Source organism: Peribacillus sp. P4_D6 (assembly GCF_056401795.1).
Genome location: NZ_JBFUIQ010000025.1, coordinates 22,792 through 40,064 on the forward strand (window position 1 = coordinate 22,792; position 17,273 = coordinate 40,064).

Annotated in this window: 20 protein-coding genes; 2 read left to right on the top strand and 18 right to left on the bottom strand. The window is 42.2% G+C overall.

Going from position 1 to position 17,273, the window contains the following annotated elements; genetic code table 11:
- Window positions 1–15: 15 nt before the first annotated feature.
- Window positions 16–162 carry a hypothetical protein gene (locus tag AC1DVB_RS10700; RefSeq protein ID WP_164468810.1) on the bottom strand — a complete coding sequence of 49 codons (147 nt, stop codon included), beginning with the start codon at window positions 160–162 and terminating at the stop codon, window positions 16–18.
- Window positions 155–319, bottom strand: a complete 165-nt coding sequence (locus tag AC1DVB_RS10705; RefSeq protein ID WP_057278994.1) for a hypothetical protein — start codon at window positions 317–319, stop codon at window positions 155–157. The genes AC1DVB_RS10700 and AC1DVB_RS10705 overlap by 8 nt, the downstream gene beginning before the upstream one ends.
- A 122-nt stretch (window positions 320–441) precedes the next feature.
- Between AC1DVB_RS10705 and AC1DVB_RS10710 the strand changes: the two genes are divergently transcribed.
- Window positions 442–777 carry a DUF3905 domain-containing protein gene (locus AC1DVB_RS10710; protein WP_034314168.1) on the top strand — a complete coding sequence of 112 codons (336 nt, stop codon included), beginning with the start codon at window positions 442–444 and terminating at the stop codon, window positions 775–777.
- 69 nt (window positions 778–846) lie between these two features.
- Here the strand turns inward: AC1DVB_RS10710 and AC1DVB_RS10715 are convergent, their stop codons facing one another.
- From AC1DVB_RS10715 to AC1DVB_RS10780, 14 genes are all read right to left on the bottom strand, one after another.
- Window positions 847–1,824 carry a quinone oxidoreductase family protein gene (locus AC1DVB_RS10715; RefSeq protein ID WP_057278993.1) on the bottom strand — a complete coding sequence of 326 codons (978 nt, stop codon included), beginning with the start codon at window positions 1,822–1,824 and terminating at the stop codon, window positions 847–849.
- 16 nt (window positions 1,825–1,840) lie between these two features.
- Window positions 1,841–2,620 (bottom strand): enoyl-CoA hydratase/isomerase family protein, encoded by a 780-nt coding sequence (locus AC1DVB_RS10720; RefSeq protein ID WP_034314172.1) that lies wholly within the window; start codon window positions 2,618–2,620, stop codon window positions 1,841–1,843.
- A 17-nt stretch (window positions 2,621–2,637) separates the two neighbouring features.
- Entirely contained in the window at window positions 2,638–3,417 is a 780-nt protein-coding gene (locus tag AC1DVB_RS10725) for an SDR family NAD(P)-dependent oxidoreductase (protein WP_057278992.1), read from the bottom strand.
- Window positions 3,418–3,446: 29 nt separating this feature from the next.
- Window positions 3,447–4,205, bottom strand: a complete 759-nt coding sequence (locus AC1DVB_RS10730) for a 2-phosphosulfolactate phosphatase (protein ID WP_230136899.1) — start codon at window positions 4,203–4,205, stop codon at window positions 3,447–3,449.
- Between the two features lie 4 nt (window positions 4,206–4,209).
- On the bottom strand, window positions 4,210–5,271 hold the full coding sequence (locus AC1DVB_RS10735; protein WP_095679437.1) for a phosphotransferase family protein: 1,062 nt from the start codon (window positions 5,269–5,271) through the stop codon (window positions 4,210–4,212).
- Between the two features lie 29 nt (window positions 5,272–5,300).
- Complete coding sequence (locus AC1DVB_RS10740; protein ID WP_053534255.1) at window positions 5,301–5,702, bottom strand: acyl-CoA thioesterase; 402 nt, start codon at window positions 5,700–5,702, stop codon at window positions 5,301–5,303.
- A gap of 15 nt (window positions 5,703–5,717) precedes the next feature.
- Window positions 5,718–6,497: an enoyl-CoA hydratase gene (locus AC1DVB_RS10745; protein ID WP_057278990.1), complete on the bottom strand. Its 780-nt coding sequence runs from the start codon at window positions 6,495–6,497 to the stop codon at window positions 5,718–5,720.
- Window positions 6,497–7,381, bottom strand: a complete 885-nt coding sequence (locus AC1DVB_RS10750) for a 3-hydroxyacyl-CoA dehydrogenase family protein (protein ID WP_057278989.1) — start codon at window positions 7,379–7,381, stop codon at window positions 6,497–6,499. Before AC1DVB_RS10750 ends, AC1DVB_RS10745 begins: the two co-directional genes overlap by 1 nt.
- Window positions 7,382–7,424: 43 nt before the next feature.
- Window positions 7,425–7,988, bottom strand: a complete 564-nt coding sequence (locus tag AC1DVB_RS10755; RefSeq protein WP_328134762.1) for a TetR/AcrR family transcriptional regulator — start codon at window positions 7,986–7,988, stop codon at window positions 7,425–7,427.
- Window positions 7,989–8,060: 72 nt separating this feature from the next.
- Window positions 8,061–9,671 carry a long-chain-fatty-acid--CoA ligase gene (locus tag AC1DVB_RS10760; protein ID WP_477589222.1) on the bottom strand — a complete coding sequence of 537 codons (1,611 nt, stop codon included), beginning with the start codon at window positions 9,669–9,671 and terminating at the stop codon, window positions 8,061–8,063.
- Window positions 9,672–9,708: 37 nt separating this feature from the next.
- A complete protein-coding gene (locus AC1DVB_RS10765) occupies window positions 9,709–10,482 on the bottom strand; it encodes an SDR family oxidoreductase (RefSeq protein ID WP_034314189.1) in 774 nt (257 codons plus the stop codon).
- Window positions 10,479–11,708: an acyl-CoA dehydrogenase family protein gene (locus AC1DVB_RS10770; RefSeq protein ID WP_477589213.1), complete on the bottom strand. Its 1,230-nt coding sequence runs from the start codon at window positions 11,706–11,708 to the stop codon at window positions 10,479–10,481. The genes AC1DVB_RS10765 and AC1DVB_RS10770 overlap by 4 nt, the downstream gene beginning before the upstream one ends.
- Before the next feature lie 106 nt (window positions 11,709–11,814).
- The gene (locus AC1DVB_RS10775) at window positions 11,815–13,137 is read right to left on the bottom strand and encodes an ATP-binding protein (protein WP_239860617.1); all 1,323 of its coding nucleotides are present in this window, start codon (window positions 13,135–13,137) and stop codon (window positions 11,815–11,817) included.
- Between the two features lie 190 nt (window positions 13,138–13,327).
- Window positions 13,328–14,722 carry a TrkH family potassium uptake protein gene (locus tag AC1DVB_RS10780; RefSeq protein ID WP_290368925.1) on the bottom strand — a complete coding sequence of 465 codons (1,395 nt, stop codon included), beginning with the start codon at window positions 14,720–14,722 and terminating at the stop codon, window positions 13,328–13,330.
- A 190-nt stretch (window positions 14,723–14,912) separates the two neighbouring features.
- Here AC1DVB_RS10780 and AC1DVB_RS10785 point away from each other — a divergent pair, with 190 nt between their 5' ends.
- Entirely contained in the window at window positions 14,913–15,104 is a 192-nt protein-coding gene (locus AC1DVB_RS10785) for an alpha/beta-type small acid-soluble spore protein (protein WP_034314196.1), read from the top strand.
- A gap of 51 nt (window positions 15,105–15,155) precedes the next feature.
- Here AC1DVB_RS10785 and AC1DVB_RS10790 read toward each other — a convergent pair whose 3' ends face one another.
- Both AC1DVB_RS10790 and sigI read right to left on the bottom strand, forming a co-directional pair.
- Window positions 15,156–16,448, bottom strand: coding sequence for an anti-sigma factor domain-containing protein (locus tag AC1DVB_RS10790; protein ID WP_477589216.1), 1,293 nt, complete (start codon window positions 16,446–16,448; stop codon window positions 15,156–15,158).
- Window positions 16,445–17,188 (bottom strand): RNA polymerase sigma factor SigI, encoded by a 744-nt coding sequence (gene sigI / locus AC1DVB_RS10795; RefSeq protein ID WP_034314203.1) that lies wholly within the window; start codon window positions 17,186–17,188, stop codon window positions 16,445–16,447. The genes AC1DVB_RS10790 and sigI overlap by 4 nt, the downstream gene beginning before the upstream one ends.
- Between the last annotated feature and the right edge of the window lie 85 nt (window positions 17,189–17,273).

Below are 17,273 nucleotides of genomic sequence, written 5' to 3' on the forward strand. Positions count from 1 at the left end.
TGGGTCCGTCCTTTTTTACTTATCACTTTCACGTTTTTTATTTTCTTTTGCCAAAATTTCATAAATTTTAGTTGCGTTCATATCGCCGCTGAATTCGATTCCAAATTCAGTTCGTACATGTTCACCCATCTTTTCCCCGCTGTTCCGTTTTTCTTTATCCATTACTTCTTCCTTTTCTGCCTTGCTTTGAATTGCGGTTGGCACCTTTCATTGCATTTTCCTCCATTGCGAACTCATTGGAAAATTCATTTTCAGCTTGATTTCTTTTTGGCGTTTTACTTGCTTTTACAGCTCCATCCACATTGGCTTTCCGTTTCATTTTCATCCACCCTTTTTAATATAGTTTACCTTTTAGAATGGGGTAAAAATGTCGGAAATTATTCAGGGATAATATAGGGACAGACGAGAAAAATAACCGTAAAACGAAAAGGGAGACACTACATGAAAAAGAAATTGGATTCACCAATTGTCAACGATACACAGCCACACCAAATTAACGCACCAAGCTTTAAAGGGACCGGCATAAAACCACAGGCTCCATTCGTCAATGATTATGGAGTCGTCATTGGCGACAGTAAATATGCCTCTGAAAACTCACCACTCGAAAACTGGAGCGAAGATACAGACCCAGAAATCATGGCTGGAGACGAATGGGTACACCCCACCAATGATATAGGCTGGAATTCAACTGAAAACCGCCAACTATTAGAGTCTAAAATAGCGCCGCAGCCGCCTTTCATGCATCCAGATAAAGATGTTAGCACTGATACGGATTGAGGCGTGCTTTCTTTAGGGTCAAAGGAACAAGTGAAATCCTAGAAGGGGTGCATCATACACCCCTTATTCTCATTTAACCTGCAAAATCAACTTCCCTTTCGTTTGCCGGGCGTTCATTTCCTCATGAACGGCTGCTGCCTTTTCAATTGGGTAGATGCCCCCGATAGTTAACTTAAGCTCCCCAGACGCAACGTATGCAAAAAGGTCTTGAATGCTAGGCAACAGCAAATCCGGGTGTTTCATGATCTGTGGCAGGAAAAATCCCACGACGGATTGATTGCGCCTCATTAATTGCTGCGGGTTCATCGTATAAGGCTTACGACTTGCATTGCCAAAAACAACAAGACGTCCAAAGGGAGCCAAACATTTCAACGTTTTATTGAAAATATCCCCTCCAGCCATTTCCAGCGCGACGTCTACTCCCTTTCCTCCCGTGACCTCACGGACTTTCATTTCCCATCCTTCTTGCGTGTAATCAATGAGTTCATCTGCCCCCATCTCTTTAGCCAGTTCCAACTTTTCCACTGTACTGGCGGTGGCAATCACTTTTCCAGCCCCGAAGATTTTGGCTAACTGTACGGCAATCGATCCCACTCCCCCTGCAGCAGCATGGACCAATACCGTTTCACCCTGTTGCATGCGTCCCATTGTCTTAAGAATATGATAGGCGCTCAGACCTTGGAGGGGCAAGGCAACAGCTTCATGGAACTGAATGGCATCAGGAAGCGGAATGGCCGAGAATTCATCAGAAAGGGCATATTCTGAATATCCACCAGATTCAATTAAGCTGACGACCCTTGTACCAGGTTTGATTTTGGTCACCTTTCCACCAACTTCCACCACTACGCCAGCCACTTCCGCACCGGGAATGAACGGAAGCGGCGTAGGAACTACATATTGCCCTTCCCTTCTGGCTGTATCTGCATAATTGACGCCTACACAATCGATTTCAATCAGAACTTCATGCCCTGTTGGCACAGGTCTTTCCATTTCAGTCAATTTCAGTACTTCCGGTCCGCCGTATTCTTCAAAATGAATAGCTTTCATCTTTATCCCTCCCTTATTAATTTCCTGTAAATTCCGGCTTTCTTTTTTCTTTGAATGCCGCTACCCCCTCCAGATGATCTTCCGTGGAAGCCATCAAGGTTTGCGTAATACGTTCCTGTTCCAATATTTCATCAAGTGTAGCCGTAAATGAATGGCTGACGAGCTTTTTCATCATCCCATATGCTTTTGTCGGTCCATTTGCCAGTTTTACCGCAAGTTTCAATGATTCCTCTTCAAGTTGATTGAGTGGATATAAATAATTAATGACACCTAGCTGATATAAGCGTTCCCCAGAAATTGGCTCGGCCGAAAAGAAGAGCTGCTTTGCAAGGTGGGGCCCTACTAATTTAGGTAAAAAATACGAACCCCCTCCATCAGAGATCAGGCCTACCTGTGAAAAACTCATGGCAAATTGACTATCATCGGAAGCCACGATCAGATCACAGGCGAGTGCCAAATTGAATCCGGCACCAGCAGCAAATCCATGGACGGCAGCGATTACAGGAACCTCGGAAGCATCCAGAGCCAATATGCATTCATTCATTCTGCCAACATGATCATACAATTGACCTGCAGAGGCCTGCCCCATTGACTTCACATCGCCTCCTGCAGTGAATGACCTTCCCGCACCTTTGATGATGACTGCCCTTATATGCGGTGTTTGTTTAACATCCTTAATCGCTTTCGTTAAGCTTGCAATCATATCCGGACTAAATGCATTCAAGCTTTCAGGGCGATTCAAAGTCAGGATCATTACATTATCGATTACTTCTTTCAATAAGTGTTCTTTTAACATTTACCCATCCCCTTTTTCTATTTGATCAACCAGCCGCCATCCACCAATAAATCCGTACCAGTCATATAGGAAGCCTCCGGGGAAGCAGCAAAGGTAATGACATTACTTATTTCCTCCGCTTTCCCCACTCTTTCCAGTGCCGTGTTCCGTTGAATGGACTTTACGAATTTTTCATTTTGCAGTCCATCCTCCGTCAATGGCGTTTCAATGAATCCCGGTGATACGGAATTGACCCGAATGCCGACAGCAGCGAGTTCCAGTGCCAAAGATTTCGTTAAACTGATGACTCCGGCTTTAGCAGAGCTGTAATGCGGGATGAACGCTCCTGCCTGATGTCCTGACAGTGAAGCAACATTCACGATTGCCCGATTGCTGGAACCTTCATTTCCGCCACTAGCTCCTTCTTCCATCAATTTCCCCAAATACTTGGAAACTAGAAAGACACTTTTCAAATTGACATGTTGAATCATATCCCAATCAGCTGCAGATGTATCCAGGAGCTTCGAGGACTTTGAACCACCTGCGTTATTGATTAAAATGTGAAGGTCACGATATTTTTCCTTCACAAACTTGGCCAGCTCCATTACCTCTTCCTCGACGGTAACATCTGCAGGGAAAATATCAGCAACCGGAATCGGGTGCCTGGCATTGATTTCTGCAGCTGCTTCCTCCAGCTTTCCTTTCGTCCGCCCTACCAACAGCACTTTTGCCCCTTCGTCCGACAAGCGCATCGCCGTAGCTTTCCCAATACCAGAGCCTGCACCTGTCACCACCGCTATTGACTGCGAAAACCTCATCCCCTTCACTCCTTATCTTTATTTTTGAACTACGATTCCTGCCTTTTCAATTCCGCTTCGATCCTTCCACCCACCAACTCTGGGACAAGATCCAACGAACCTTTTTGCGCCGCCAATTCCAAATCGGCGATCAAACTATGTTTGTCAAACAACTGTCCGACATACGATGATTTCAGGATATCAAAGGCATTTTCGCTATTCGTGCGATAAAGCGCATTGGCACCCTTTGCTGCATCGTTGAGTATGAACGTACCTTGTGATCCAGCAATCAGGCAATCTATTAAATGGCCTGCACCGTAAAAGTCTTCCAGACTGAATTCACCTGAATTTCCCGAACAAACGATGAGGATCGTTTCTGTTTTATGATACTTTTTTATTTTTTCCGCAACAGACGGATTATTCAACAAAGAAGCAATATAAACCCTTTTGGCAGCGGCTGAATTCCTCAACGCGACCGTTCCATTAGTAGTGGACAATATTAAAGTTTTGCCGCGTACCAACTTACTCAATAGCGTTGGACTTGGATACATTAAATCATCAACCGGCTTTGCTTTTAGTTCTCCTGCCACTACAAAATCGCCATGGTCCAATTCCTGGCTTTTCACCAAGGCATCCAGTGGATCCATGACAGGTATCACCTGGCGTGCTCCATCATGAAGTGCTGAAATAATCGTGGTAGTCGCTAATAACACATCCAGGATGACCGCAACTTTCTCCCCTTCTTGAAGCTTTTCCACATCTATCTCTTCTTTTTTTAGTAGTAAATGAATGTTTTGAATATATTCCATTTTATTAAACTTCCTTCGCAGCTACATTTGCAGCATGAGTGAGTAAGCTTTTCACCGTTTTTCCAAGATTGGAAAAACGGGGATCATCAGTCTGGCCTTTTTTATATCGATAATAGATTTGCTGAAGGATGACAGCTAACTTAAAATAACCAAAGGTTAAATAAAAATCGACGTTGGTAACATCCCTGCCACTTCTTGCTGCATACGTCTCGATAAACTCCCTTCGAGTCAGGAAACCAGTTAAAGTCGTGACGGACGCTTGACCCACACCGATTTTGATAAGTTCCGGGTCACCGCTTTCAGTCCAGTAGCTTAATGCCACTCCTAGATCGGCTAGCGGATCACCAACGGTGGACATTTCCCAATCAAATAAACCAACCATCTCTGTAAGGTCCTGATTGAACATGGCATTATTGATCTTATAGTCATAATGGATTATTGAAGTCTGGCTATACTTCGGGATATTCTGTTGAAAATAATTAATAAGCGGACGTATTTCCTTTATTTCATCAGTCTTTGCTCTCTCATAGCGGGAAATCCATCCGTGTACTTGTCTTTCAATGAACCCTTCAGGTTTGGATATTTCGACCAAACCCGTTTTCTCATAGGGAATCGAGTGAAGATCAGCAAGCCGATTCACCATCACATATGAAAGCTGTCGGCACTTTTCAACAGTAGGCTCGATTCCCTTCGGAAATTCAGTATCTATTACAATTCCATGTTTCCTTTCCATTAGGAAAAAAGGGGCCCCCGCAACCGATTCATCATCCGAGAACAGAATAGGCTCGGGAGCTGCTTGGAAATATGGGTTGATTGAGGAAAGGATATGATGTTCACGCTTCATATCATGTGCCTTTGGAGCAACAGGGCCAAGCGGCGGCCTTCTGAGAACAGCCTCCCACTCACCAACTTTCAGCTGATAGGTCAAATTGGAATAGCCCATAGAAAATTGTTGTAATTCCAACGGTTCATTTGGAAGGTCCAATACATTTTTTCTTAGGAAACCTTCTAATGCACCAATATTCAATTCCTCACCGGGCCGAACAGGAATCGTATCGTCAACCATGTTCTTCCACTCCTTTAGACTTTGTCATTCTAATTATGAACAAGATGTGAAATGAGCTTTTCTTTAATAAATTCAGGAATAGGTTCACTTTTTTGTTTCAAAAAATTAAAACAGACTAAAACTGCACTTCCTTTAGCAATCACTTCCCCAGTTTGTGAACAGAGGATATCATGGACCATATCACAGCTTTTCGTACCTACCTTTGTCAAAGATGTACGAATGGTCAAGAGTTGATTGAAATATCCCTGAGCAATAAAGTCGCATTTAGTGGAGGCTAACAAAAAATTCCAAGATTCTACATTTGTCGCCAGGCCTAAAGCTTCAAAAAATTTCATGCGTGCTTCTTCGAGGTATACGAAATAGCTTGTGTTATTGATGTGGCCCAAAGCATCCGTTTCGGAAAAACGGACGTTGACTTCCAATTCATGCATAAGACCCCTCCTTGATTAACGATGTACGAAAGCAGGTTTACGTTTATCCAAGAAAGCGGAAACCCCTTCTTTAACATCTTCAGTTTGGAAGATTTCTTCAAAAAGATTCGTTTCAATCTCTAGACCTTGTTCAAGCGTTGCCTCACTTCCTTCATTAATCGCCTTCTTGATTCTCGAAAGTGCCTGAAGTGAGTGCCTTGTCATTCGTGAGGCCAAGATTTTCGCTTCCGATAAGCCGCTGCCTTGCTCAACGACTTTATTGACAAGCCCGATCTTTTCCGCTTCCGCGGCACCAAGCGGATCACCGGTAAATATAATCTCTTTTGCCTTTGCATTTCCTACAAGTCTTGACAAACGCTGTGTACCGCCAGCTCCAGGGAATAAGCCTAATTTCACTTCCGGCAGTCCGATTTGAACTTGTGTTTCAGCTACTCGCAAATCACAGGCCAGTGCCAGTTCGCATCCGCCGCCCAAGGTCAGGCCGTTTAATACAGCCATCGTAGGTTTAGGAAACTGTTCGATTTTAGTTAGGACGGCATGACTTTCCTTAACCATTTCTTTCATATTCGGGTTCCCCATCATGCTAGGGAATTCTTTTATATCAGCCCCTGCCGCAAATGCGATATTGCCTGCACCGGTTATGAGTACCGCAACAGTTTCAGTATCTTTTGATAGTTCATCGAATGATTCTCCCAATTCTCTGAAGACTTGTTTACTGATTACATTTAATGGAGGATTATCGATGGTGATGACCGCAAGCTTATTTTCCTTAACCACTTTAATTAATTTTGTCATCAATTCTTCACTCCTTGGTTTGGATAATCATACCAGCCTTTTCCTGTTTTCCTGCCTAAATGTCCTTTATTCACCTTTTCTTCTATACAAGCATTTGGCTTGTCTTCTTGATTTCCAGTTTCATTGAAACGCTGCTGCATGACAAAATATCCTACATCAATACCTGATAGATCCATCAGTTCAAAAGGACCAATGGGATGGCCTAAAGCTTTCCTGCAAATCAAATCGATATCCTTATAGTCAACAATTCCTTCTTCATACAAATATAAGGCCTCACGCTGCAACGCTCCCAAAATTCGGTTGGCTACGAATCCCGATATCTCTTTCCTCAACAAAACTCCTGTCCTATTCATATTCTCTGTGACTTCCATTGCAAGCTTCGCTGTTTCCTCGGATGTTTGGTCACTCATTACAACCTCAACACAATCCATTACTAGTGGCGGGAAAAAGAAATGCATATTAATGAACTTATCCGGACGATTCGTTACACTCGCAATCAGGCTATTGACAATCGTTGAACTATTCGTGGCAAAGATGGTTTCTGCTGGGGCCAGTTCTTCAAGTTTGGCGAAAACCTCCTGCTTCACATCAAGTTTTTCAACTACCGCTTCAATGATCAAATCAGCCCCACTGGCCGCTTTCTCAAGATCGGTGGTATATTGAAGACGGCTAAAAGCAGCCAATTTACGATCTTCAGACAATTTCCCTTTTTGAACCCATTTAGTCAAAATGACGTCCAATTTTTCTTTGGCTGCATTCAACGCGTTTTCATGAACATCCTGAAGAATCGTTTCGTAACCTCCTAGTGCAGCAAGCATCGCAATTTGATGCCCCATCTGCCCAGCCCCAATAACGGTAATTGATTGAATTTGCTTGTTGGCCATGCCTTCTATCTCCCTTCGACTAACCGGTTAGTATGTAACCTGGTCACGCTTCAATTCCCTGCAGAATCATCCCCATAAAAATGGCTGCAACTTCCTGTTCGGTTTTTTCACCTTCTGGGTCGAACCAATGATAGCTCCAATTGGCCACACCCAAAATAGCAAAAGAGATGATCGATGCATCGAGATTGGAACGCAGTTCTCCGCTCTCGATGCCACTAATCAGAACTTGCTCGATTTTAATACGGAACTCATCCCGCTTAGGAAGGATTTGTGCAAGCTTATCGTCACTTAGATTCTTCATTTCACGGAAAAAGACCGTTGCGCTGGATTTTTTGGTTTTAATGCTCTTTAAAAGCATCAAGACCATATCGAAAAGTTTATCCTTGCAGCTTTTCCCAGGTTCCAACATGATTCTTTCCTGATCACTAAGCAACTCGTCGATATAAGCTAGATGAATATCCATTAGCAACTGCTCTTTGCTCGTAAAGTAATAATAAAACGTTCCCTTCGTCACCCCGACCGATTCGACGATATCAGAAATCGACGTTTCACTAAAGCCCTTCTTTTCAAATAAGCGTATGCTATGTTCTGTCATTTTTTCTTTCATGTATGCATCCTCGCAATCTGTTAAAATTTCAGCTGAATTGATATCATACGCTTTCGTGCTATCAAAGCCCTTTTATTTCCTGGAAAGTTCTTCTCTTAAAGCCCGCCTTAAAATCTTTCCGACATTTGTTTTCGGTAACTCTTCACGAAATTCAACGAAATGCGGAACTTTATAAGCCGATAGGTTTGCACGGCAGTAATCGATGATTTCCCGTTCATTGGCCGTTTTATTATTTTTAAGTACAAGCACCGCTTTTACCGACTCCCCTCGGTAAGCATCTGGAACTCCGATGACAACGGCTTCCTGGACAGCTGGATGTTCATAGAGAACTTCCTCGACATCTCGCGGATATATATTATAACCGCTTGCGATGATCAAATCTTTTTTCCTGTCGACAATATAGAGGTATCCATCTTCATCAACTTTGGCGATATCACCCGTATAAAGCCAACCATCCCTTAGGGTAACCGCCGTTTCCTCTGGCATATTCCAGTAACCTTTCATCACTTGAGGCCCTTTGACGACCAATTCCCCCAATTCGCCAGATCCCACTTCTTTTGTTCCGTCTCCCAGGTCCATCACTTTATATTCAGTCGAAGGGACACCAATCCCGACGCTCCCAGGTTTCCTTTTTGCAAATGCCGGATTACAATGCGTTGTTGGCGAAGCTTCCGTAAGACCGTAGCCTTCCAATATCTTCGCACCTGATTTTCGTTCGAACTCACGCAGCAGTTCCACGGGCATCGGTGCACTTCCGCTGTTACAGACCTGAATGGAGCCCATTCCATATTCTTCTGCCTTCGGATGATTCGTCAACGCTACATACATGGTCGGTACACCAGGAAAAGTGGTCGGCTGTTCACGCTTAATCGTTTCCAGCACTTCTTCTATTTCAAATCGTGGCAGCATGATGGAGTCACCCGCGATATACACGGATAAATTCATTGCGGACGACATTCCAAAAACATGAAAAAGCGGGATGACCGACAGCGTTCTTTCAGTACCTATTTTTAATTCATGCTTGAAGAATTCATACATTTGAACGACATTGGCCAGAATATTGCTGTGTGTCAGCATCGCCCCTTTTGAACGGCCAGTCGTTCCTCCTGTATACTGAAGAACGGCTATATCATTTTCCGGATCGATTGATACGGGATTGATTTTTCCGTCTCCTGTCTTCATGAATTGATCAAAAGACGCATCAGGCTGAAAATCTGCATCCGAAGTCTGCAGGCTTACGACGATAATATTTTTCAAATTTGAATGTTGCTGCACACTTTTCACTTTCGGGTATAATCCATCCAATACAACGATCGTTTCTGCACCGGAGTCCTGTAAAATATGCTGCAGCTCCCTTTCAACCAGCATTGGGTTGATTTGGGTGATAATGGCTCCTGTTGTCAATGATCCATAATAAGCTATGACGTACTGCGGACAGTTAGGCAGCATGATGGCGACACGATCACCTTTTTGAACACCTTTTTTTTGCAAGGCTGAAGCAAAGGCTCGCGACGCATGAAAAAGTTCCTGATAAGATATCTTTCGGTCATAAAAAGTAATAGCTGTATTGTTTGGATGGGACTCACATGCATTTTGAAGGATTCTTTGCATCGGGAACTCAGGGACTTTTATTTCCTTTGAAATTGAATCAGGATAAACGGAAAGCCATTTTTTTTCATTCATCATTTCATACCCTCCAGCCATATTTACTTACCTTTCATTACTTTGCATGTGAACCCCCATCGACGATCAAAATATTACCAGTCACAAAATCAGATGCCTTTGAGGCCAGGAAAACCGCTGCCCCTTTCAAATCATCATCACTCCCTAACCTTTTTAGCGGCGTGGAATCCAAGATAGGATTCTTTCCTTGCTCAAGAACCCCTTTCGTCATTTTTGTCGGGAAGAAACCGGGTGCGATTGCATTAACATTGATATTATGCTGACCCCATTTAACGGCTAAATCCTTCGTTAAAGTAATGACCGCCCCTTTACTCGTATTATATCCGACCGTATCGAGCACCCTCGGGTCGGTACCCCCTAATCCGGCAACGGAAGCGATGTTTATGATTTTCCCATGTCCCTGCTCAATCATGACCCTGCCTGTTGTCTGGCTCATGATAAAGGTTCCGGTTACATTGACATTCATCACCTTCTGCCACGCTTCAAGGGGCATGTCGACGGCTGGTGCCCCCCAGGATGCCCCGCTATTGTTCACTAATATGTCGATGGCACCAAATTCACGGTAAGTTTCGTTAACGACTTCCTGGACATCTGACGGATTGGTGATATCACACTTGAAGGAAAGCGCCTTGACTCCAAGCTTTTCGATTTGCGAGGCAACTTCGTCACATGCTTCCTTCTTCCTTGAACAAAGTACGACATTTGCCCCAGCTTCGGCAAAGCCGGTCGCTATTTGTGCTCCCAACCCTCTCCCTCCACCGGTTATGATCGCCGTCTTTCCAGTTAGATCGAATAAGTCGGTAACTTTCATATTTTCACCTCATGCTTTTGTTGGTATTTTCGAAGTTCCATTTTAGCAACTTGTGAGCGGTGAACTTCATCGGGACCATCAGCAAGCCTTAAAGTCCGTGCATTGGCCCAATGAGCAGCAAAAGGGAAATCATCGGAAATCCCGGCAGCTCCAAAGCCTTGGATGGCCCTGTCCAGCACATTCAATGCCATATTTGGCGCCACCACTTTTATCATCGCGATCTCCGCCTTCGCTTCCTTGTTCCCGACGGTATCCATCATATAGGCAGCTTTTAAGGTCAGAAGTCTTGCTTGTTCGATTTCAATCCGTGAATCAGCAACCCACTCCATGATTACACCTTGTCTCGCCAATGTTTTACCAAAAGCGACACGTTCTTGAATGCGCTTACATAATTCTTCAAGTGCTCTTTCAGCAGCGCCGATCAGCCTCATGCAATGATGTATCCTTCCCGGTCCGAGCCTTCCTTGGGCAATCGCAAATCCTTTTCCTTCACCCCATAGAATATTCGTTGCCGGGACCCTTACATTTTCAAACGTGATTTCGGCATGGCCATGCGGGGCATGATCATAACCAAACACAGGGAGCATTCTTTCGATTTTGACACCAGGTGTATCGAGCGGGACAAGAATCATTGACTGTTGTTCATGCTTGGCCGCCTCAGGATCTGTCTTACCCATGACGATGGCAATCTTGCATCGGGGATCGCCTGCTCCTGAAGACCACCATTTTCGGCCGTTGATGACATACTCATTACCCGTCCTTTCAATCCTGCATTCGATATTGGTCGCATCGGAAGACGCCACTTCCGGTTCCGTCATCGAGAAGCATGAACGGATTTCCCCAGCAAGCAAAGGCTTCAGCCAGCGTTCTTTATGTTCATCCGAGCCATATCTCACCAACACTTCCATATTACCAGTGTCCGGCGCATTACAGTTGAAGATTTCAGGTCCTATAGTCGACCTACCCATGATCTCGCAAAGCGGGGCATATTCTAGATTTGTTAAACCCGCGCCATAACCGCTATCAGGTAAAAATAAATTCCATAATCCTTCTTCTTTTGCTTTTGCCGTCAATTCAGATAAAACCGGGGGAATTTCACTCCAGCGACTTTCCTGTGCTTCGAGCTGCTTTTTGTATGTCGATTCATTTTGGTAAACGTGCTTCTCCATGAATTCCGTTAACTTCTTTTCCAGATTTTTCACCTTTTCAGTATGTTCAAAGTGCAAATTGAATTCCTCCTTTTAAACTTACTAACCGGTTAGTATGTTATTACTTTTAAAGTATATACACAAGATTCTGATTTTTTCAATAATTAAATCTTTTGTTTTCTTGTCATTCAAGATCCCGTATCTTGACCTTTTCGTTCTCACTATATTGCTTTTGTTGCACGGTTGGAAATATACAAACGATTTTCGTACCTTTTTTCAGTTCACTTGTGATGAATACTTTTCCTCCATGCTTTTCGATGATTCTAAAACAAACGGAAAGACCCAAACCCGTTCCTGATGTTTTTGTAGTGAAAAATGGTTCTCCTACTTTTTGAAGGGAGTTTTCCGGAATACCATCCCCTTCATCCAAAATGCTCAAAAAAACTTCCCCATTTTTTTCATTTATGCTCACAAAAATATTTCCGCCATTCGGCATCGACTCTATGGAATTTTTTATCATGTTTATTAGCACTTGCTTGATTTGGTTTTCATCAAAGTACATAAAAATTGGTTCTGAATCATAATTTTTATGAATTTGAATATTGTTCAGTACGGCATTTGTCTCCAACAGCGTTACGGCATGGTTGCAGCTTTCCTTTATATCCTTCTCAAGGAATACCGCCCCAGTGGGTTTTGATAGCAGCAAGAGTTCATTCAGCACTTTCTCGATTCGATTTATTTCCGAAAAAATAATATCGTAGTATTCCTCCCTTTCGGCACCGCCATCTTTAATCAGCTTCACGAATCCCATTATCGCCGTCATCGGATTCCTGACTTCATGTGCAATCCCAGCCGCAAGTTGGGCAGCCGTTGATAACTTGCTTGATGTGATTGCCAAATGTTCGTTTAGGCTCACAAGCTTTTCCTCCGCATGTTTACGTTCATTAATTTCCGATAATATGCCCGCCGTCCCGATGAATTTCCCAGCGTCATCGTAAATAAGTTTAACGAATGCCTCCACCCAGCTTGTTCCCTTTTTCGCATTTAGTTTAATGTCCGCACGAAAATATTTATCCCCTCGATGAAAGGAGTCCGCAAAGGCCTTTAATACGTCTTGATAAGAATTGTTATCCATATGTTTAGAAAAGTGAAGCCCCAGGGATTCATTCACGGATGCACCACTCATCGATTTCCATGCCGGGTTTAAGTACAACCATTTTCCTTTATCATCCGTTTGGAAAATAACCTCATTGAAGCTATTGACCAATTCTTTAGAGTAATTGGAGAAAATGCGATAACGCCCTTCACTATCCTGCAATAAAGCTATCGTTTTCCGTTTATGATCATAGATGGCACCCAAACACCAGGCTATGGTTAAAATTACGACTAAATATATTCCTGCAAAGGCGGAAAACCCGCGTTCTTCATGACCCAGCCACCCTATATAGGGTAATATCAATACAAAAAAAAGAACAGGGACAATGATCCTTCCAGTATATTTCTTCACATTCTCCACCTCCTTACCAAAATGATTTATACTTCATCCGCTCGAATTCCAAGTAAGGGATCAAATTATGCATATTTGAAATGGTAGGACACTCACTTATAGGTAAATTTCAACATTTTATCCATGATTCCTGCAAACAACACAAAAAACCTTCCCACGGGTGGAAAGGTCACTGTTCAACTTAAATCATTTACCCAATGATGACGCGTTCTTTTGGATAATGGAAATTTTCCTTAACTTCTTTATGGCCTATGATATACAGGAGGGAGGTTATCCCAACACGGCCAATGAACATAATGATCATAATGACAATTTTACCGGTATTGCTGAGGTCAGGTGTAATTCCCATCGAAAGGCCGACTGAACCGAAAGCCGAACATACTTCAAAAATGATTTGCATCAAAGTGAAATTTTCGGTAATGGATAATATGAAGACCGCCATTATGCAAAGAAGCGATCCCATGATCATAACCGCTGTCGCTTTTCGGATATCATCGGGATGAATCTCCCGTTTGAAAACTTTTATGGAACGCCTTCCTCTCATGAAATTCCATAAAAATAGAATCATGATGGCCAGTGTAGTTGTCCGGATTCCTCCCCCGACTGAACTTGGGGAGGCTCCAATGAACATCAATATGCTCAACAACAAAAGGGTCGGTTCCGAAAAGTCACTCACATTCATGGTTGCCAACCCGCCGCTCCGCGTATTGGAGGACATAAATAATGAGTAAAAGAACGATTCATGCCAGTTCTTATTTTTAAAGAACCCATTAATTTCCAGGAGATAAATCAGGATCGTTCCCCCAACGATAAGGGAAAAGAAAGTGACTGAGGTCAGCTTCGTGAACAAAGAAAAATGAAACTTATAAGTACGGGCCTTATTGGACAAAAACTCCCTCAGCTCAATCAAGACAGGAAACCCAATGGCTCCAAGGGTAAGCAGGATAATCGTTATGAACTGTACAAAATAATCGTCTTTAAATGGAATCATCGATATACCGGTAATATCAAAACCAGCATTCGTGGTGGCACTTACGGCTAAAAATAAGCCATTTAAAAAGGCTTCTTTCCCGTTTGGAAAATAATTCAGAAAGTAAATGCCTAAAACGAGAGCCCCTATCATTTCAATTACGACAAATATCTGAATGATTTGGATCAATAATTTAACAAGACCGGAAAGATTCGATTGGTTTTGATCTGTCATGATCAATTGTCTTTCCTTCAAGCCGATTTTCTTGCCCACTATAAGCCAGAAAAAGGTTCCGAGTGTCATGATGCCAATACCGCCAAATTGGAGAACGAACATGAGAATGAAATAGCCTACCTCATTATACACTTCGGGCAAACTTACAACTGTTAGACCTGTTACACTAACTGCACTTACGGCTGTGAATAAAGCATCCATGAATCCAAATTCCACGCCTGGCTTAAGAGCGACTGGCAGACTCAACAGTACGGTCGAGATGCTGACTGCCAAAACATAATAACCGACGATAAGCTGAGCTGGTGTTAACTTTGATAATAATTTTTTGATAGCAAACATAAAGAGTTTCCTTTCTTGCTCCTTTATAGTTATGCAAATCACATAACCATTAAAAATCTAGTTTACCCTTTTTTCATTCTTTTTTCCATTCTCTTTTAAAACTGTCTTACTTTCAACAAAAAGGCAGGTTTACCAATAACTTTGATGCTGCTCGCATAAGTAAAACTCCACATTCTACTTATACTATCATTACAGCGGCAAAAGCCGTTGAAAAAGTAAAGGGGAGATTTAAATGGCTAACAGCAGTAACAACCTTCTTGTTCCAGGAATCGAACAAGCATTAGAACAAATCAAATATGAAATTGCATCTGAATTCGGTGTACAATTAGGTTCCGATACTTCAGCACGTGCCAATGGTTCAGTTGGCGGAGAAATCACGAAACGTCTTGTACAACAAGCACAATCTCAACTTAAAGGTCAATAATTCACAATTAAATATCCATGGCTAAGAGTCCAGCTCCATGCTGGACTCTTTTTAATGATTATGTCCATTTCCATTTCCATTATTGCCTTTACCCCTTTTCGACTTATCCCAATCTTTCCTATCTTGTTTATACTGCTCACCCTGTTTACCTTGTTTACCTTGTTTAACTTGTTTTTCCTGCCTATCCTGTGTATCCTGTTTATCTTGTCTATCATGCCTACCCTGTTTATTTTGCTTATTTTTATTGTCGGGCTTTATAGAATCATCACTATTCTTTTCTTTGAGTGATGAAACTTTTTTTTCATCGAACTTTTTATCATTCTGTTCATTTTTCTGCTTGTCCTTTGATTGGTTGCTGTGATGTCTATCCGATTTCCCTTTTGACTCGTTGCTTTTTTCCTTATATCCATTTATCGCATTCCGTTTTCCACTTGTATCTTCCCGTTCGGTTTGTTCCTTAATTTCGGTAACTTCCGCGTTTTTCCGTTCAGTCGTTTTGGCTTCATTGGCCGGCTTTTGTTTTATTTCATTTTCATTATTCTCTTTTTTCTTTTCTCCATCCGATTTGTTTTCCGCACTTAGCATTACGCCCTTTTCTTTCGGAATACCAACGTTTTCCTCGACTTTTTTAACTGGCGCTGGGGCAGGCTCCCTCTTATTGACCTTTTTCTTATCTTTATCTTCATTCAACTTCTTTTCGAGATACTTACCCGTGGATATGCCTTGTTCCCTAGCTTGCTTCCGATCGCTTTTTGTTGCCTGGATCACTTTCATCTTTGTTTTGGAAACATTATCCTGCTCAGATATTTCTTTTATCTCCGCTTTTAAATTCTTATCCAGTTCTTTATTTTTTTCCATTAACGTTGTAGAAACGACTATTTGTTTATTTCCTTTCAAATAACCAAGTTGCTTCGTCGTTTCAACGATTCGGTTTGTAACAGCCTTTATATCCTTGCCTTTCCAGTCCTTCAGCTGACCGATCACAAGCTTTCCGTCTTCATTTAATCCTGTAAGCTTAAGAACTTCTAAATCATCGTCAAGCTCCAATTCAATGCTTGGATTCACATCTATCGTCATATATGCCGACACAGGACCAGAGAAATAAGAAGGAAGAATTGAAAAGAGAATCAGGAAGGTGGAGGCAATGCTTAGCACGGCCGTTTTTTTGAAAGATGAATGAATATTGGAAAAGGCTAAAGTGAATTTTTGTTTTGCAGGTGAAAAAGTGATTTCCTCACCCACTTCATATTCCCTTTCCTGCCTTTTGGTTTTCAGAAATTCACCCTCGGGGGTCAATAGGGTTACAAATCGTTTATTAACTGAAAGAATAACTCCTTTTTTCATTCATCGATAGCCCCTTTTATATAATCATTCAAATACAAAAAATCTCCGTTTATTATGATTGCCACGGCAATGATGTATTTTCTGTTCCGTTCAATCGTTTTTCTGCTTACTTCCACTTTTCCCTCAAGCTGTTTTACGGGCAGCCGCTTTTTTGCAAACAGGATTTCCTTCAGTTCGTCATCTTCCATTAACAATTTAGCGATCATAATAGCTCCCTTCCTGGCATCTGCATGTTTGGGAGAGTTTTCAACTAAATCCTCAAATGACAGACCAAAATCCTCTAGATGGCTTATGTAAAGCTGAATTTCTTCTTTTCTTCTTTCCGATTCCTTCTGCATCTCGTATTCATTGATGGAATTTTCATTATCGATATATATTTGGCTTTGATCATTCTCATCATTCAGTGTTAAATCCAATAGGATTTCTTTTTGTTTGGACTGGCTTCTTAAATAATCTATAACCCTTCGTTTAACGAGGGTTTCGGCAAATGCCAATAAAGAACGGCCTTTTTCCGGGGAGTATTTTTCAATTGCCTCGTTAAAAGCAATCATTCCAATACTGAATTCATCATCTGATTCGTATATGTAACGTTTGCAAACCGATGAGACTGTTTTTGCAATAAAAGGTTTGAATGACTCTATAGTATCATTACGAAGGCTATTATCGCCTTGTTGAATTTTCAATACGGTTTCTTCTAAAGAACGCTTTTTTTTGAATGCTGTAAACAACAAACCAAGCATTTGCTCACCTCGCTCCTGTTGAACATAAAATACGCATCAACATACTTATCTTAAGCGGAGGGAGTCTAAAAGACAGTACCAAAAG